This is a genomic window from Bacteroides sp. AM44-19, assembly GCF_003603395.1.
Lineage (GTDB): Bacteria > Bacteroidota > Bacteroidia > Bacteroidales > Bacteroidaceae > Bacteroides > Bacteroides uniformis.
Genome location: NZ_QTNB01000006.1, coordinates 200,677 through 216,869 on the forward strand (window position 1 = coordinate 200,677; position 16,193 = coordinate 216,869).

The window sequence follows — 16,193 nt, forward strand, 5'->3', positions numbered from 1 at the left end:
AAACTGCCGGTTATGACAAAGAATACTTATGTGAAAATCATCGCTTCTCCGGAACTTTCCCGCATGAAGCTTGGCGGACTGGCCGGCCGGAGAGGGCTGGTCGTGGAGGACCTGTCCGGTGAAGACAGGAAAAACAAGGGCGGGCTGGTTCTGTTGGAAGAGGCCTACATGGATGAGTTTGTCTGGTTCATTCCCGAAAAATCCGTGACATATGAATAGGCTGGACAAAACACTTCTGATAACCGTGCTGCTGCTCGGCGGCATCCTCTGGTTGCAGCACCGGTGGACAATACGCCTCACGGAAGAACGCGACCGTTTCCGCATGAACAGCACAGCCCTGCTTTCCGATGTGAAGCGGATGCGGACCGATTCAGCGACGATGGCCCTCGATGCCAAGGCACTGCGGCTGACCATAGACGAGTATGAGGAGTTCCGTGCCGAAGATGCCGAAACCATCAGGCGGCTCGGCGTGAAAATCAGGAATCTCGAAGCGGCGGCCCGGCATGAGGTCGAGGTGAAAGCACCGATAGACGCCGCCGTCCGCGACACGCTCATTGTCCGTGATACCGTCCCGCTACTGCGGCAGAAAGTGGAGATGGTCACGCCGCATATACATTTTAGCGGACTGATTGAAGAGAACCGTCTCAAAGGTGACATAAAGATACCCGTGACGCTTAACCAGGCTGTATGGGTGGAATACAAGGGATGGTGGTTCTGGAAGAGGGTCAAAGCTATCCGTCAGACCATATCCAGCAACAACCCGTATGTGGAAATCAGGTATTCGGAATATATAAAGATAGACAAAAAATGATGGTGGACTGCAAGCGTTGGATAGGGTGTGTTGATTGAAGCGACATTTACTCCGGACCGGGATGTATCTCAAATGATGGTTTCAGATACATCCCGGTCCGGAATATTTTAGCCCGTTGCCTGATATGGCCATTTATAACGGGCACGAGTGGGCCTGGTCCAGAACAGTAGTTTGGAAAACCATCCAATCCACAGATTTGACATCCGCCAGACCCATTGTGCCGGTAAATCCTGCCATCTGTACAGCTATACGGTTGTTTCCGGCAGCCTGCGCCGAACAGGAAACATTGCAACAATTCTGCATTACCGATGACTTATCCGGCCATGTCCGGATATTAAATGAAGATTGGCGGGACCGGCTTTCCGTTTCATCAAGCGCACCATTTCTATATCTTTCCATTCCATAACAGGTAGAGGCATGCAGTGCGCGCACCTCTTCCGTTCCGTGCAATAATGACATTCTTTCATGTCTCCGCCATATCGAAGTAAAGAAATGTTAAGCAAGGTGGATTTTCTCTCATTTTACGATTGAGAAACATTATTATAGTAATATTTTTCCGGACTACATCCTTGCCAGACTGTTTGCCATATTCTTTAATGACAGAATATCAATCATTGAAAATTAAGTAATATGGCAACAGTAAAAGTTAAATTCCGGGCCTCTTCCGTCGAGATGAAGGAAGGCTCGCTCTACTATCAAGTGATTCACAACCGTCTGGTAAGACAAGTGCATACCGGCTACAGGCTTTTTCCTTCGGAATGGGATGCCGGCATTTCCGAGGTCGTGGTGGCTTCCGGCACAGAAGAGGGACGCAGGAATTACCTGCTCTCCATGAAGACCGCCATAGCAGACGACCTGTCCCGGCTCCGGAGCGTCATCGCACGGCTCGAACGTTCCGACACGGGATATACCGCCGACAAGGTGGTGGAAGTGTTCTCCTCTCCGGCCGACTGTGGCGGTTTCCTTTCCTTTGCACGACAACTCATACAGGAACTGAAAAAGATAGGCAAAAGGCGCACGGCCGAAACATATACGACCGCCTTGAACAGTTTTTTGCGTTTCCGGGGCGAACGGGACCTGCTGTTCGAGGAAGTGGACTCCAACCTGATGGTGGAATACGAGACCTTTCTGAAAGGCATCAATGTCTGCCCGAACTCCTCCTCTTTTTACATGCGCAACCTGCGCGCCATCTATAACCGTGCGGTGGAAAGGGAACTGACCGTGCAGCGCTATCCCTTCAAACATGTCTATACGGGCGTGGACAAAACAGTGAAACGTGCCGTCCCGCTGAAAGTAATCCGCCGGATACGGGATCTGGACCTGACGCTCAGTCCTGTGCTGGATTATGCGAGAGATCTGTTCATGTTTTCATTCTACACCCGGGGAATGGCATTTGTGGATATGGCTTACCTGAAAAAGAAGGATTTGCAGAACGGAGTTCTGGTCTATCGCCGCCAGAAGACGGGACAGCAGCTTTTTATCAAGTGGGAGAAACCCATGCAGGAGATTGTCGGCAAGTACGATACGTCCGCGACTCCTTATCTGCTGCCGATCATCCGGGATATGGATACGGATGCCCGAAAGCAATACAAGAACGCCGCCCATCTTGTCAATGACAAACTGAAAAAAATAGGCCGGCAGTTAGGGCTTGCCATACCGCTGACAAGCTATGTCGCGCGCCACGCCTGGGCTTCCATCGCAAAGAGCAAGAACATTCCGATTTCCACCATCAGCGAAGCGATGGGACACGATTCGGAGAATACCACGCGTATCTACCTTGCCTCATTAGACACATCGGTCGTGGACAAGGCCAACAGCCTTATTCTAAAATCACTGTAATCGGGAGAAAGATTTGCATAATACCCGCACACCGTACGGACAGCAAAAAAGCCATTCGGAAAATGGCTATAGAAACTGAAAAGTTGTGCAATTTAAAACATCTCTTTTTAAGAGAAGTATTTTGCAAGTGCAAAGATACGCAAAAATCAAATAAGCGCTTCACGATTAACGAAATTTATTGTCCGTCAGAATGAAAAAACAGATGAGCCGTTAAGCGGGCATTTGCGATTTGTTTAGTAAAAATTACCGTTCAAAAAATAAACAGTAGAAAACCAGGTCTTTTCCTGAACGGTATTTTTCTTAAAAAGAGACAGACAGGAGACGGAATGATTTGACAGGAATCATGCAACCGAAAAAATGTTTTGCCAAACTTCAGAGAGCAACCATTGGAGTTTAAAAAACAAGTCGTTGAAATAGTGCGGGAAAATCCCGCCAAGGCGATAAACTGTTGAGTATTTGCCCGTTTCTCTCCGAAAGAGAAGTGGTAGCGTATAACATTGATGATAAGTGGCTGAAAAACAGATTATGTTCGGTTCGAGCGACTGGGAATGCTTAACATTCATTGAAGTAGAACCGGTTTAGAACTCGGATTGAGACTTAAAAAACAAGCTGTTTATGCCGTTATAATCAATAAAATACGTATATTTGCACCGTCAAATACTTCTCTTTCGGAGAGAAGTATTGGTTTGGGAGTTGACGTGCCGGTTTTCCGGCCCGAATGAGATAACAAGAATAAGGAAAATATGAAAAAATTGATCTTCGGTGTTTTTCTTGCGGTTTGTTGGTGCACGGGCACTGTCAAAGCGCAGGATATCGCAGTAAAGACCAATCTATTGTATTGGTCAAGTACCACGCCCAACTTGAGTCTGGAATTTGGGCTGGGCAAACGCACGACCCTCGACCTCACGGGCGCCTACAACCCGTGGACGCTGAATAAGGACAAGAACAAGAAAATCAAACACTGGATGGTAATGCCGGAGTTCCGTTACTGGCTCTGCGAACGCTATAACGGCCATTTCTTCGGCCTGCACAGCGGTTACGCGTTCTACAACATCAGTGGCGTGAGAATCCCGTTCCAAAGCAAGTCCACGAAGGATCACCGTTATCAGGGCTGGGCTACGGGTCTCGGATTGTCGTATGGCTACTCATGGATTTTAGGCAAACGCTGGAACCTCGAAGCCACGATCGGTCTGGGTTACATCTACACGCAATACGATAAGTACGAGTGTGCCACTTGCGGCAAGTTCAAGGGCAACAAGGACAAGCATTATTTCGGCCCGACCAAGGCGGGCATCTCCCTGATATATATAATCAAATAACAAGAAAATGACTATGAGACGCATATACATCCTATTATTGCTGATATTGGCATGTTGTCCCATGATGTTGCATGCCGAGAACGAAACCAGTTACTTGCCTCTGATCGGGATTCGTCAGGGAGGGGTCGTCAAGCAGGGCCGCACGGTAGAGCTGACGATGTCCGTCGATTTGAGCAAGGCGAAAATCCGTACGCAGCACACCGTAGCACTGACACCCGTACTCATGTCGGCGGACAGTAGCCGCGAGGTGACCTTTCCCCCGATAGTCATCGATGGCAAGACCCGCCACAAGGTTTACTTGCGGGCGCAGCGGCTCGAAAGCGTGGAGCTTCCCCCTTTCCACAATGATTCCGCACAGGTAATCATACGCCACAGCAGCAAGGGGCAGCATTACGATTATGCGGCCACCGTGCCCTACGAGCGTTGGATGCTCGACGGGCGGATCAAAATCCGCGAAGAGGTACACGGCTGCGTGAACTGCGACAAGGGCAAGGCGGAGCAGTCCTTGTGGGCGGGCATACTTCCTGCCTATGTCCCCGATTACAAGCTCGACAGCATAGCCCCTGAACCTGAACCCGTGAAAGTGCGTGCCGAAACCCGCACCGCCCGGCTGCAGTTCCGGCAGGACAGTTATAATATATTGCCCGGATTCAAGAACAACCGTGCCGAACTGGACACCGTTTCCAACTCCATCGAGCTGGTAAAGAAAAATACCGACGTCAGGATTATCGGTATCTACATCACCGGTTACGCTTCTCCCGAAGGCAGCATGGCGCACAATATGGCCTTGTCCGAGAACCGCGCCAAGGCGCTGGCCGACTATATCCGCCGTTACGACGCTATCGCTCCCGAGATGCTCCACGTGGACTGGAAGGGTGAGGACTGGGAAGGTTTCGTCCGTGTGCTCGGCGACTTCCCGAACCTGCTGAAACGCGACGAGGTATATGAAATCATCGAACGTTACCCCGACGAACGGGATTTCTGCGAGCTGCAACTCCAGAAACTCGTGCCGCCGACCATTTACCACAGGCTGCTCACCGAGATATACCCCGCGTTGCGCCGCAACGAGTACCGCATCGAGTACAACGTGCGCAACTTTAACCTCGAAGAGGCTCGCCGCATGGTCGATGAGCGTCCCGACCTCCTGAGCCTGTCGGAAATGTACAAGGTGGCCGATTCCTACGGGAAAGGCACGCCCGGGTACGACAAGGTGATGGCCACCGCCTTACGCTATTTCCCCGCTTCGCCCTCCGCACTCAATGAGAATGCCGTGAACGCCATCTCCCGTGAGGAGTATGCCAAGGCGGTGGAGCTGCTCGAGAAATCGGAAGTCACCGCGCGGTCGGCAGAACTGCTCTCCACCCTCGGTGTGGCATACGCCGGGGCCGGACAATACGACAAGGCGGAGGATGTGTTCCGCCGTGCTTCGGAGGCAGGCTCCGCGACTGCCCGGCATAACCTCGAAGAGGTGCGGCAGGTCATCGACCAGTTGTAGACAAAATCCATAAGCGAGAAGTTATAAAAACCTTTTTACTAATTTTTAAATAACAAAAAGATGAAAGTCAAGAGTTTTTTATTGACAGCTTTAGCTGCTTCAATGACGTTTGTTGCATGTGACAACAAAGACGATGAAATGGGACAGTTGGACAACACCCCAAAGAGTGTAAGCATTGACCTGTCTAATGTGATTCCAGTAACCAGAGGCGCCGGTCAAGAGGTAGAAGACAACTCAAAGGTTTCTTTGACAGATTTACAGGTATTCTTTACAGACGGAACTACCCTGTATAAAGGAAAAACAATCGAAGGAACTGAGGCAACCCACTACTTCAGCAATAAAAGTAATTTTGACGACCGCGCAGATAAGGTATTCCATTTTTTACCTGCTGAGGTGAACAAGGTAATCGTTGTAGGTAACAACGGTAGTCAAATAAATGCATCTACTTATGTAGATTTGAAAAAAGACCTGATAATCGCCGAACAGCAAAATCCGACTGATCTAGACCTTTATAAAGAAGTCGAGTTGACTTCTGTGTCCGGTCAAGACGAGGCAGGACACCCGCTTTACAAAGCGAAGGTAGTGCTTGAACCGCGTGTATCCAGAATTGAAATCGGTAAATTTGAGTATACAGCTCCTACTCAAGGTCAGCGTAAGTACAAGAGTATTGAAGTTCAGCAGGTCATGTTGAACAACTATTTCGGGAAAGCAGACCGTCAGGGAGGAACAGCCAGTGACATACAGAACTCCGATATTAACCCCGGTTCTATATTCGGCCTTTTCGAGACAGCTGCTGATGCGTGGTATAACGATGAATTTACCTCAACAGAGAGTCCTGCAACCACCTTGCCTTTGGTTACATTGGATGAAAATACACAGTATAAGCATTCCTACGAGAAAGGCAATGTCCGTCCTGCATACCACTTCTTTCCTAAAGATAATAATATTGGAAATACTAACCATCCTCAAGTTCTTGTAAAATTGATTGGTACAACAAATGAAGGAACTAAGGTTCCTCTTTACTTGGCTACCAGTACATTCACTCCTGCTGTTACAGCAGATTTCGCCAAGATTTACGTCATGAACTTTGCATTTAGCGATGAGGATTTGGATAATCCTCAAAAATGTGTGGAGGTAACTGTTGACGTCATGAGCTGGGATGTAGTTCCTGTCACACCTGAATTTTAATTGATAACCCGACAGGCAGGGCGAAAGTTCCGCCCTGTCTATCCTTTAACACTTCAATCACATATATATGAAATTGACGAATATTGTTTTCTGCCTGACGTTGCTCGCCGGAGCCGCCACATCCTGCATCCGTGAGGATCTGGACGACTGTCTGAGCACGAACACGCTGTTGCTCAGCTACAAGGGCGACGGCACCACGGAGATATTCCCCGACAAGATCTGCCGGGTGGAGATGTTCGTATTCGATGCAGAAAATCGATGCGTCAATTCGAGTATCTTACCAGAGGAACAGGTCAAGGACCGCACGGCTACGCTTCCCCCGCTCGCTGCCGGAGACTACCGGATTGTCTGCCTGGGGAACACCCACCACACGAAGGTCGATGGCATCGCCACGGGCGATTTCGGCCGGATGCTCTTTGCCGCCGGGGATTATTTCGACGAGAAACAGGTTGCCGGCAACGATTCACTTTACTATGCTACGACCTCTTATACCGTACTGCCTTACAGCGGTGATGAAGAGGCAAACCAGACCAAAACCATAGAGTTCGCCAGCTCTCACTACGATCTGTCGGTGGAAGTGGCCGGAGTTCCCGCCCCGGGAACCCGCGCAGGCTCGCTGCCTGTGCTTGAGATATGCGGAGTCTCGCCCTGTACCGATTTTGAGAATCGGGCCTGTGGGGAGGCAACCGACTATTTGCTTGAAACCGAATACGAAGCCGGAAAAGCGTTGCTCACGGCCCGTACCAACATAATGCGTCACAAGAACCACGAGAACGTGAACATCCGCCTGAGCGCCGCCCCGAACGGGGAACCGCTGGCCGAAGTCAACCTCGCCAGGTTCCTTGCCGACAATCCTATTATAGACTGTTCCAAACATGAAGTGCTCATCCCGATACGCATCGAGTTCAAGTCGGGAGAAATCACGGTAAGCGTACCCGAATGGTACATCGAACAAGTGAAACCTGAGTTTTAGACCGAACCGAAAAGAATATGCTGAATACAAGAAAAATATTATACTGGGCAGTTACAGCAGTGTGCTGTGGCCTGTTGCCGTGCGGGTGCGTCAAGGAAGATGCCGCATCGCTCGGGGAACGGCACGATGTGGCAGTGCGGCTCAACGTAGGGACATGCGCTGTCGGCGAAACCGACGGCACACCGACCGGCGAAGAATCGGCCATTCACTCGCTTCGTGTCTATGCCTTTGTAAAAGGACAACTGGCGGGCCACGAGTTCCGGAGCGGAGACATGGAGACTCCGGCTACATTCTGGATGGATCTGACGATGACTTCCCTGACTACCGAAACGGTAGACTTCTACATCATCGCGAACGAGAAGGCCATGAGTACCCCAGGTGCCGAGAAAACCTTTACGGAAAATACTACGGAAGCGGAACTAAATGATTTCACGTTTACCACGCTGACACGAGATGTCCAAGCCTACGGACTTCCAATGTTCGGCAAGGAATCCAAAACAATCGACTTCTCGAAACTTTCTAACCGTCAGCCGATCGACCCCGGCCATTCGGGGCATACACCGCTGGAAGATGTCTTGACGTTCCAACTGAAGCGTCCCATAGGCAAGTTGGGCGTGTTCGCGGCCAAAGAAGCAGGTGAGGCAGGAGAGCTGTGTGTAACGGACCTGACCTTGCTGGAAGCCGGAACGCGTGCGTATAATTACCTGATGCCACAGACCGACGAAACGCTGAAACTGGCAGGCGCCACTGGTACCGGCGAGTTTTCACTCGTCCCCTCTTCAGCACCGGTAACGAAGACGCTGGCCACGAATATCACGCCCGAAGAGAGGCAGAACCCCGAAAACTACACGCCTGTACTGGGGGCTCCTTTTTATCCTTTCGAGAACCCTTGGGGCAGCGATTCGTGGAACACACCGGGTGATGAGCATGGAAACATCCTCAAAATCGGCTACACGTTCGACAGCGAGCCGCGCGAAGGTCTGGTCTATATGCCACGCATTGAAAGGAACAAGTATTATGCGGTATGCTGCCTGATGCACAACAGCGGCAAGATAACTGTCGCATACGATGTGGCCGACTGGGAGGACGGTGGAGATTATCAGTTGGAGTTCGATTACCCTTCCTATGAACTGCTGCAACCTTTCGGTGGAGGGACCGCCCCCTACGCGCAGCCGACGGTTTACTACAATGGCGGCGCATCATCGACAGCGGGAACCTACTCTTTTAGGTTCACCATCACAGGTCCTGTGAGACAGGAATGGCAGCCCACGCTGTTTGATGCCACAGCCGCAGACTATGAACTGACGGTATATCAAAACGTGGATGGTGTCAACACACTCGTGACACCGCCTTATGTGGCTTCCGATACAGCGTACGAAATCCGGGTAAGGGCACTGAAAGGCGAGAACGTGGACAAGCAGTTCTCGTTGGGCATCGCCTATACCCCGAAGTGGGATCCTTCGGGAAGCTCGCTCCTGCTGATCAACATGCAGAGCGGAGCCACGAACTGGACAGGAAGCGAGAGCACCGAGAAGATTGTAATCAAACAGGTTGACATACCTACAAACTAACAAGCGATGAGACGGATTATATACAATATGATGATTTGTTGTGCGGCGGCATGGCTTCTTGCCGCTTGCAGCAAAGATGACGATCTCCCCGGCGGGCAGACAGGAGGTAACGGCAACAGCATTATCCTCGACATCTCGTCGGGAGCGTTGCCGGTGAGTCGTGCTACCGTACCGGCCGAAGGGGCGGAGGTCGCAGTGAGCCATATCGACGTGCTGATTTTCAACGATACCGACGAGAAAACGAAGGTGTGGAGCGACCGGGTGAACGCGTCAGCCAATGAAACGGGACGGATTACACTGCCCGTAAAACGGTCGTCTTTTACGGAAAATGAGAGGTATTGGGTGTATCTGATCGCCAACAGCACCCACCCGGAAAAGGATTTTGAAAACCTCGCGAACCTGAACGCCTTGAAGGCGATGACGCAGGAGGACGAGAACATTCACCTGACAGGGAAAGACATTGAAGGTGTCCCGGGAACATTCCTCATGGACGGCATAGCCTATCCCGAAGGGAACGATGAACCGGCGGTTGCTGCTCCGGTCGTCCTCTACGACGGCTCGCAAGGGAATGACACGCGGCTGGCGGTCACGCTGCGCAGGGCAGCGGCAAAAGTCGTGGTGACCATCAACAAAGGCCAAGACGTGACTTTTGATTCCAAAGGCATAGGTTACTACCTGCGCAATATGCCCTATACCACATCGGTAGTGGCGGGTGCGGACGGTGCGGCAAAGCTGAGGAATACCGCCCAGACCTCCGGCGGCTATCTTGAGTGGACGGCGAACAAAATTACCGTAACGGCTTACATGTATGCCCATGCCTGGGACAATGGAAGTTCCATGGAGCAGGAAGTGCGCCTGGTGATGAACATCCCCCTGACTTACCAGAAGGATACCGACCCGCAACTGCGTCCCGATAACTACTACCAGATTCCTGTCTGTAACGGCAAGGCCCTGAACCGCAACACCTGCTACAGGGTAACGGCAACGGTCAATGCCCCCGGAGCGGAAAATCCCTCCACACCGGTGCAGTTGACGGATTTGAAATATACCGTGGAGAATTGGATAGACGAGACGGTAAATGTCGGAGGCGGGGACCGCCCGACTTTCCTTGTGCTCAACCGGTACGACCTGGAAATGCACAACAAGGAGGACGACCGCACCAGCCTGATCTTCACCTCCTCGTCGGAAGTGACGGCACAGATTACCCGGGTTTACTATATAGACAAGTTCGGAAGGGAACAGAACTTGGAGAAAAGATACCCCGATAATCCAAACGATAACGAATGGGGAGTGAGTACCGGATACAGATGGCGCAGCCATGGCAACATCCTCATTACTCCCGACAAGGGGCTCAACGGCAAGCTGGATGTACACAGCGACCTCCCCAGGAACAATACGATACGTTATATCGAAGTCCGGGTAACAAATGAGGACGGCAACGAACGTACCGTAACCATTGAGCAGTATCCGTTGGAATATATCACGAATATCCAGGGGTGGTACTCGTACCGCGATGATTTCAAGAATTCAGATCCTAACCCGACTACCTATGAATATGTAGGTGATAAAATTACCGGAATCGCCCTTGCCACCAGAAATATCTCCAGTTGGAACGGAGAATATAGATACCTAACGGGGACAGATGGTTTATTTGGAGGTCCTCCGGACGGATTCTTCGTTTCAAAAGTAGCAAAATTGAGGAATGATGGAAGCGGACAGTCTGATTTATATGAATACTATTACACATCAAACTCAAACAGACTTCGGGAATCCCGCTATAGCGAAATTAACGGCAGAATGTACACCATTGTATTGACAGGGACATCCAGTGAATATACTCTTGGCCGTCCACGTATGGTCCAGGATACATACCATCCGGAACTTATGGTTACGGATCCGGGACAGGACAATGCCCAATTGGTCTCGCCGTCATTCATGATAGGTTCCTGTGTAGGCGAATTCCAAGTTGGAGGAGGAAACCTGAAGCTGGACGGGAGTGACAACAGTGTCCGCGTTGCACGCGAGCACTGCGCGCATTATGTAGAAACGTATAAAGACCCGAAAACCGATAGGACGGTTACCTTGGATGACTGGCGCCTGCCCACAGAAGCCGAACTTAAAATCATTTTTAAATTCCAGGGCTCGAAAGACCAGGATGCAGACGCCATAGACTACCGCTTGAACGGACAGTACTATTACAGCGCAAGCGGAAGATTTTATAATGAGAAATACACCGTTAGCGGTACCGGAGTGGCCTGTGTACGCGATGCCTACGGTAAAAAGGAATAAACGTAGAAACCTGTCAAAAAGAAACGAAATATGATAAAGGAAATAATAGACAAGCTTGTCGCCCTGCTTGCGGTATCGGCCCTGCTCGCTTCGTGCAGCGAAAGCGAGTTGTGGCAGAATCCGCAGACCGAGGCACGCGACGGCTACATCATGCTGAATTTCAAGACGGAAATTCCTGCGATGCAGGAAGTCGTCACCCGTGCGGTAGACCCTGACGGTGGCGGAGTGCAAGATATGACACTTTTCTGCTTTGACAGTTACGGGCTTTTCATCTCTACCGTCAAGGCCGGTGTCACGGTGCAGAAGCCCGGCCCGGGGGAGATGGAGGGCACATTCAAGGCTGAGGTGCCCGAAAATACCCGGACCATCCATTTCCTGGCCAACCAGAATATGGATGAATTCAAGGAGGACAGTTTCCGCAACAAGTCGGAGTCCGAGGTCATGGCAGTGTTGGAGGGCTCGTCCGGACGCATGATCTATTGGGGCCGTTTCGCCTGCGATGCAGGAAACGACAGCAATATAGCCGAACAGATGGCCACCTCGGGCAATTCCGTCAAACTGATCCGCAACCACGCGAGAATCTCCGTCGACAACCCGGACAATAACGGGCATATCGTGATTACGGGCTTTGCGGTCTGCAACACCAACGCTTTCGGAACGGTGGCCCCGCACCACCCGAAGAAAGGCTTTGATTTCACGTGGCCTTCCAGCGACGACCCCTTCGTCACGCTTCCCGTGAACGATGCCAAGATGAGCGATATTACGGACGTGACATCCAGCATGAACCAGTATGTCTTCGAGTGCGAGAACAGTGCCGATGCCCCTGTCAGCGTAATTCTTCGGGGACATCTTCCGGATCAGGACGAAGAGAAATACTACCGTGTCCTGCTGGTTGACGACAAGGGCGAGCAGCTCCTCGTGCGCCGGAACCACCATTACAAGCTTCACATCGAGGGCGCGCTATCTTTCGGTCAGGCCTCCTTTGCCGAGGCGTTGGAAGCGGCAGCCACGAACAACGTATGGATTTCCATTTCCGATGAAGTGAACGAGGTGGAAGATACGGACTATATCCTGACAGTAGAGAAGACTTTTGTCGTACTGGACGAGAGCTTTACGGAAAACGGAGGCAGCTACACGCTCAATTATACCATTAAAGGAAAAAATGACAAAGCCATCACCGAAGCCGATGCCGCAACGGTCTCCTGGATAGACAACGGGGTGGCGACGCAGACATTCGAGACGAAATTCGAGGTCGTGAACGGTGTCGGACAGGGACATATCCAGATACACCTGCTTCGTTTGGAAAATAACGAGAAACTGGAAGGTACGCTGCTTGTCAAGAAGGGACGGCTGCAACGCAAAATCAAGGTCATCACGATCAGGAAGCAGTCTTTCGTGCCTGCATGGGTCGGGACGGAAATATACGGTAATTTAGGGAACGGTGCCAACAAGAACAACCGTGCCCATGTTACGGCCATGTTCACCATACCCGAAAGCTGTCCCAAGGAGCTGTTCCCGATGAATGTGTACCTTTCCGTTGGCGATCTGGATATCCGCAACGCTTCGGGCATGGAACTGCCCGTGGTGCGCGAGGCGGACAATGACTGGTACAGCAGCGGTGAAATCTCTTCCGTCTATCAAGGCAAAGAGCCGGATTACAAATTTGTCTACACGGCCGATGGTCCCGGCGTCCAGCGTGTCTATTTCGAGAACATATTGAATCAGGAAAACGGCTACGAGGGCACGCTCTATATCGAAGCCGAATATTTCGAAACGATGCGGCGCAAGTTCAAATACTCCACCAATCTCGTATCCATCACGGTGCAGGGACTGAACAAATACGATGCCGTAGGCTCGGGCGTACAAGATGAAGTGATATACTATCGTCTGGTTCCACAGAAAAAAGGAGCCAACGTGCAGTTTGACATGCTGCTGGCAGAGAGGTCCGACAATGATCAAGGGACAGGGAACGACAATCCTGCCAATGCGCAAGGCAAAGACGAATTCCTGCTCTACTCGCAATACCTGGATTATTACGAGGACGGTGAGGAACCCGATGCCGGAGTGACTGCATTCGATTGCAAATTCTATCCCGATGAATCGAACAATTGGTGGCAGACCAACAATCCCCAAGGCGGCCGTATGCTGATGTTCAAACCGAGAACTGAAGTTTTGAGCAGCCCGTCGCAAGGTACCGGAAGATATTCCATCTACATGAAGACCAACCGTGCCCGGAGCGCCGAGGTGATCCACATCGCCTCCAACGACAACCGGCTCGGACCGGTATTGCCGGAAGATGCAAACGAGGATAATCCCGGTATATATGGCGGCCGATCATACCGCAGTACGACTTTCGAGCTGGCCAACTACACCCCGTTCCGGTTCGGAGCCCGCGTGAAGTACGGCAACAACGACTGGCAGGGAGAGGCCGACGAGCCTGACCGCACGGTAGCATCCGGTGCCATACCGGCAGACATACCGGAAAAAGTCACCCCGTTGGAATGGACATATCAACCCGACCAGCGGGTGGATATCGGCATCGATGTGACGAGCTTTGCCGGTTTTGACAACAAGTCGGTGGATCCTTTCGGCCAAGCGTTCGAAATCTATATCGACGCGCCTATGCTGAAAATCGATGCCGGCCGTCTTGCGGAAAACAGACTGGACGGAACCAAACTGAAAGCGCATCCCACGATTCCCGGGCGTTTTGTCTATACCGTGGATGCCAAGCGGGAGACGGAACGGCGATATGGTACGGATGATATTGCTAACACGGACAATATTGCCTCCAGTCAGCGTGGGGAACGCAAGACCCTGCCGTTCCTTGTGAATAGCGTCGTAAGTGCCGGGGACATCGTGATTTCGTCCGATGAAAGCCGGGTAGTGTATTATTCCAAGACTTTCCGTGTGTCGAACCAATCGATTGCCGGGACGCTTCAATATAAAAATACCGCCGGCGTGGTGCAAAACATACCGAAGGATGCTTTCGTATCCTTCGAGCGTACCCGCAACGGAAGCCGTATCGGGTCGGTAAGCGTAACAGCCGACGGCCAGTACGAACTTCGGCTTCGCAAGGAATATGAGTTTAACTGGTACACGGACGAGGTGGAACTGCATTACACAGGTGACGGAGGCATGGTTTATCATGCGACATACCCGAGCCTGTCCAGCCTGTTTGCCAGTCCGCACATCGTACTTGAACCGTCTGCCGGCGAATGAGATTTTCCGAACCGGTATATGCAACGGCACCGGACGTTTCCACATCCGGCGCCTTTTTAACAACATAAGATATGAAGATGCTGAATCATACTTTTTTCGCCTGTCTTTTGGGCATGAGTCTCGTTTCCTGTTCACATGCCCAACAGCAGAAAACCAAGGAATTCCGTCTGCCCGACGTGCCTGTCACGCTGACGGCGCCTGAAGACAGGGCGGCGTACTTGTCCCTGCATTACTGGGACCACTTCGATTTTGCCGATACGTCACTCATATCCCGCCCCGAAATCACCGAGCAGGTGTTTGTGGATTTCATCAGCATACTGCCCCATACTCCCAAGGCGCAGGAAGCGGTCGATACCCTTTTCCGCCGCGCCCTGGCCGACAGGGAAATGCTCTATCATTTCATCTCGCTGGGCGACAAGTACCTGTACGAACCCAATTCTCCCATGCACGACGAGGAACTGCATATCCTCTTTCTGCGTGCCTTGGTCAACCATCCCGGACTGGAAGAGACGGACAGGATACGTCCCCGCCACCTGTTGGAAATGGCGTTGAAAAACCGCCCGGGAGATGTGGCAACTGATTTCACCGTTGTTTGCCGCGACGGCAGAAGCAGAAGGCTTTCCGACATAAAGGCCGGTTACGTGCTCGTCTATTTCAACGACCCCGATTGCGAGGACTGCCACCGGGTGAAGGAATTGCTCACCCTGTCCCCGGTTGTGAACGACCTGTTGGAGTCCGGCCGTCTGAAACTCCTCTCCGTGTGTGTGGAGGGCAAGACCCCCGCGTGGGAAAAGGCGGAATTTCCCGCCGGTTGGATAGATGGTTATGATGCCGATCAGCGGCTTACCCGCGAACAGGTGTACGACCTCAAGGCGATGCCCACCCTTTACCTGCTCGATGCGGAAAAACGGGTGATACTCAAGGACGCTTCGTTCGAGCAGGTGGAAGAACGGTTGTCCTGAAAGATGCCTCATGAAAGCCTATGAAGACATCCGGAAAAGACAGTAAGGAGAGCAACCGTTTCAGGGGCATCAGGCCGGAGACGGAGGAGAAATACCGCCGAGCGATCGAGATGTACGCTTCCACGGAGCTTTCCGGCTGTGAGATATGCCGTATCTGCGAAGTGACAGAATCGGGTTTCCGGTGTTACCTGACCAAGTACCACCGTGAACTCGTGCTGGCCCGTTACGCTATACTGTGCAGCAAAGAAGAGGCCGGGCAGATTAAGTTGGGACAGCTCCGGGGACAGTTGCCCGCTACCCGTGTCAAATACAAGGATACCATCGAGGCGTGCGGGAGCATGGAGCATATCGGGTGCAACGTCTCGCAGATTGCACGTAAATTCGGGTTGGAAGGCACGAATCTGGGCAGGCAGCCGCGTACGCACTACCCCAAGATAATCGAATGACGCGAGAAGGTGCGCGATTGGCTGGGCATCGGTGACGGGCTGCCGCGCGGCACGCGCCGCTCCTGCAAGGAATAGTATGCT

13 protein-coding genes are annotated in these 16,193 nt (G+C 51.8%); 12 read left to right on the forward strand and 1 reads right to left on the reverse strand.

What is annotated here, in order from left to right; genetic code table 11:
- The first annotated feature begins 12 nt into the window (after positions 1 to 12).
- Together DW947_RS11865 and DW947_RS11870 are read left to right on the forward strand one after the other, a co-directional pair.
- The gene (locus DW947_RS11865; protein ID WP_004293549.1) at positions 13 to 219 is read left to right on the forward strand and encodes a hypothetical protein; all 207 of its coding nucleotides are present in this window, start codon (positions 13 to 15) and stop codon (positions 217 to 219) included.
- A complete protein-coding gene (locus tag DW947_RS11870) occupies positions 212 to 811 on the forward strand; it encodes a DUF6549 family protein (protein ID WP_004293548.1) in 600 nt (199 codons plus the stop codon). Before DW947_RS11865 ends, DW947_RS11870 begins: the two co-directional genes overlap by 8 nt.
- 132 nt (positions 812 to 943) lie before the next feature.
- Here DW947_RS11870 and DW947_RS11875 read toward each other — a convergent pair whose 3' ends face one another.
- Positions 944 to 1,270 carry a hypothetical protein gene (locus DW947_RS11875; RefSeq protein ID WP_008672759.1) on the reverse strand — a complete coding sequence of 109 codons (327 nt, stop codon included), beginning with the start codon at positions 1,268 to 1,270 and terminating at the stop codon, positions 944 to 946.
- A gap of 171 nt (positions 1,271 to 1,441) precedes the next feature.
- On the opposite strand from DW947_RS11875, the gene DW947_RS11880 reads away from it, so the two are divergent.
- From DW947_RS11880 to DW947_RS11925, 10 genes are all read left to right on the forward strand, one after another.
- Positions 1,442 to 2,650, forward strand: a complete 1,209-nt coding sequence (locus DW947_RS11880; RefSeq protein WP_087393857.1) for a site-specific integrase — start codon at positions 1,442 to 1,444, stop codon at positions 2,648 to 2,650.
- A 743-nt stretch (positions 2,651 to 3,393) separates the two neighbouring features.
- Positions 3,394 to 3,969: a DUF3575 domain-containing protein gene (locus DW947_RS11885; RefSeq protein ID WP_004293545.1), complete on the forward strand. Its 576-nt coding sequence runs from the start codon at positions 3,394 to 3,396 to the stop codon at positions 3,967 to 3,969.
- A gap of 13 nt (positions 3,970 to 3,982) precedes the next feature.
- Positions 3,983 to 5,464, forward strand: a complete 1,482-nt coding sequence (locus DW947_RS11890; protein WP_004293544.1) for a DUF3868 domain-containing protein — start codon at positions 3,983 to 3,985, stop codon at positions 5,462 to 5,464.
- Positions 5,465 to 5,524: 60 nt separating this feature from the next.
- On the forward strand, positions 5,525 to 6,652 hold the full coding sequence (locus tag DW947_RS11895; RefSeq protein WP_004293543.1) for a hypothetical protein: 1,128 nt from the start codon (positions 5,525 to 5,527) through the stop codon (positions 6,650 to 6,652).
- Between the two features lie 67 nt (positions 6,653 to 6,719).
- The gene (locus DW947_RS11900) at positions 6,720 to 7,625 is read left to right on the forward strand and encodes a FimB/Mfa2 family fimbrial subunit (RefSeq protein ID WP_004293542.1); all 906 of its coding nucleotides are present in this window, start codon (positions 6,720 to 6,722) and stop codon (positions 7,623 to 7,625) included.
- Between the two features lie 17 nt (positions 7,626 to 7,642).
- Complete coding sequence (locus tag DW947_RS11905) at positions 7,643 to 9,196, forward strand: fimbrial protein (RefSeq protein WP_004303989.1); 1,554 nt, start codon at positions 7,643 to 7,645, stop codon at positions 9,194 to 9,196.
- 6 nt (positions 9,197 to 9,202) lie between these two features.
- A complete protein-coding gene (locus tag DW947_RS11910) occupies positions 9,203 to 11,485 on the forward strand; it encodes a fimbrial protein (protein WP_004303990.1) in 2,283 nt (760 codons plus the stop codon).
- Positions 11,486 to 11,515: 30 nt separating this feature from the next.
- Positions 11,516 to 14,704 (forward strand): hypothetical protein, encoded by a 3,189-nt coding sequence (locus DW947_RS11915; RefSeq protein WP_004293539.1) that lies wholly within the window; start codon positions 11,516 to 11,518, stop codon positions 14,702 to 14,704.
- A 71-nt stretch (positions 14,705 to 14,775) separates the two neighbouring features.
- On the forward strand, positions 14,776 to 15,666 hold the full coding sequence (locus DW947_RS11920; protein WP_119958532.1) for a DUF5106 domain-containing protein: 891 nt from the start codon (positions 14,776 to 14,778) through the stop codon (positions 15,664 to 15,666).
- Positions 15,667 to 15,686: 20 nt separating this feature from the next.
- Positions 15,687 to 16,112: a hypothetical protein gene (locus tag DW947_RS11925; RefSeq protein ID WP_243635087.1), complete on the forward strand. Its 426-nt coding sequence runs from the start codon at positions 15,687 to 15,689 to the stop codon at positions 16,110 to 16,112.
- Positions 16,113 to 16,193 lie beyond the last annotated feature (81 nt).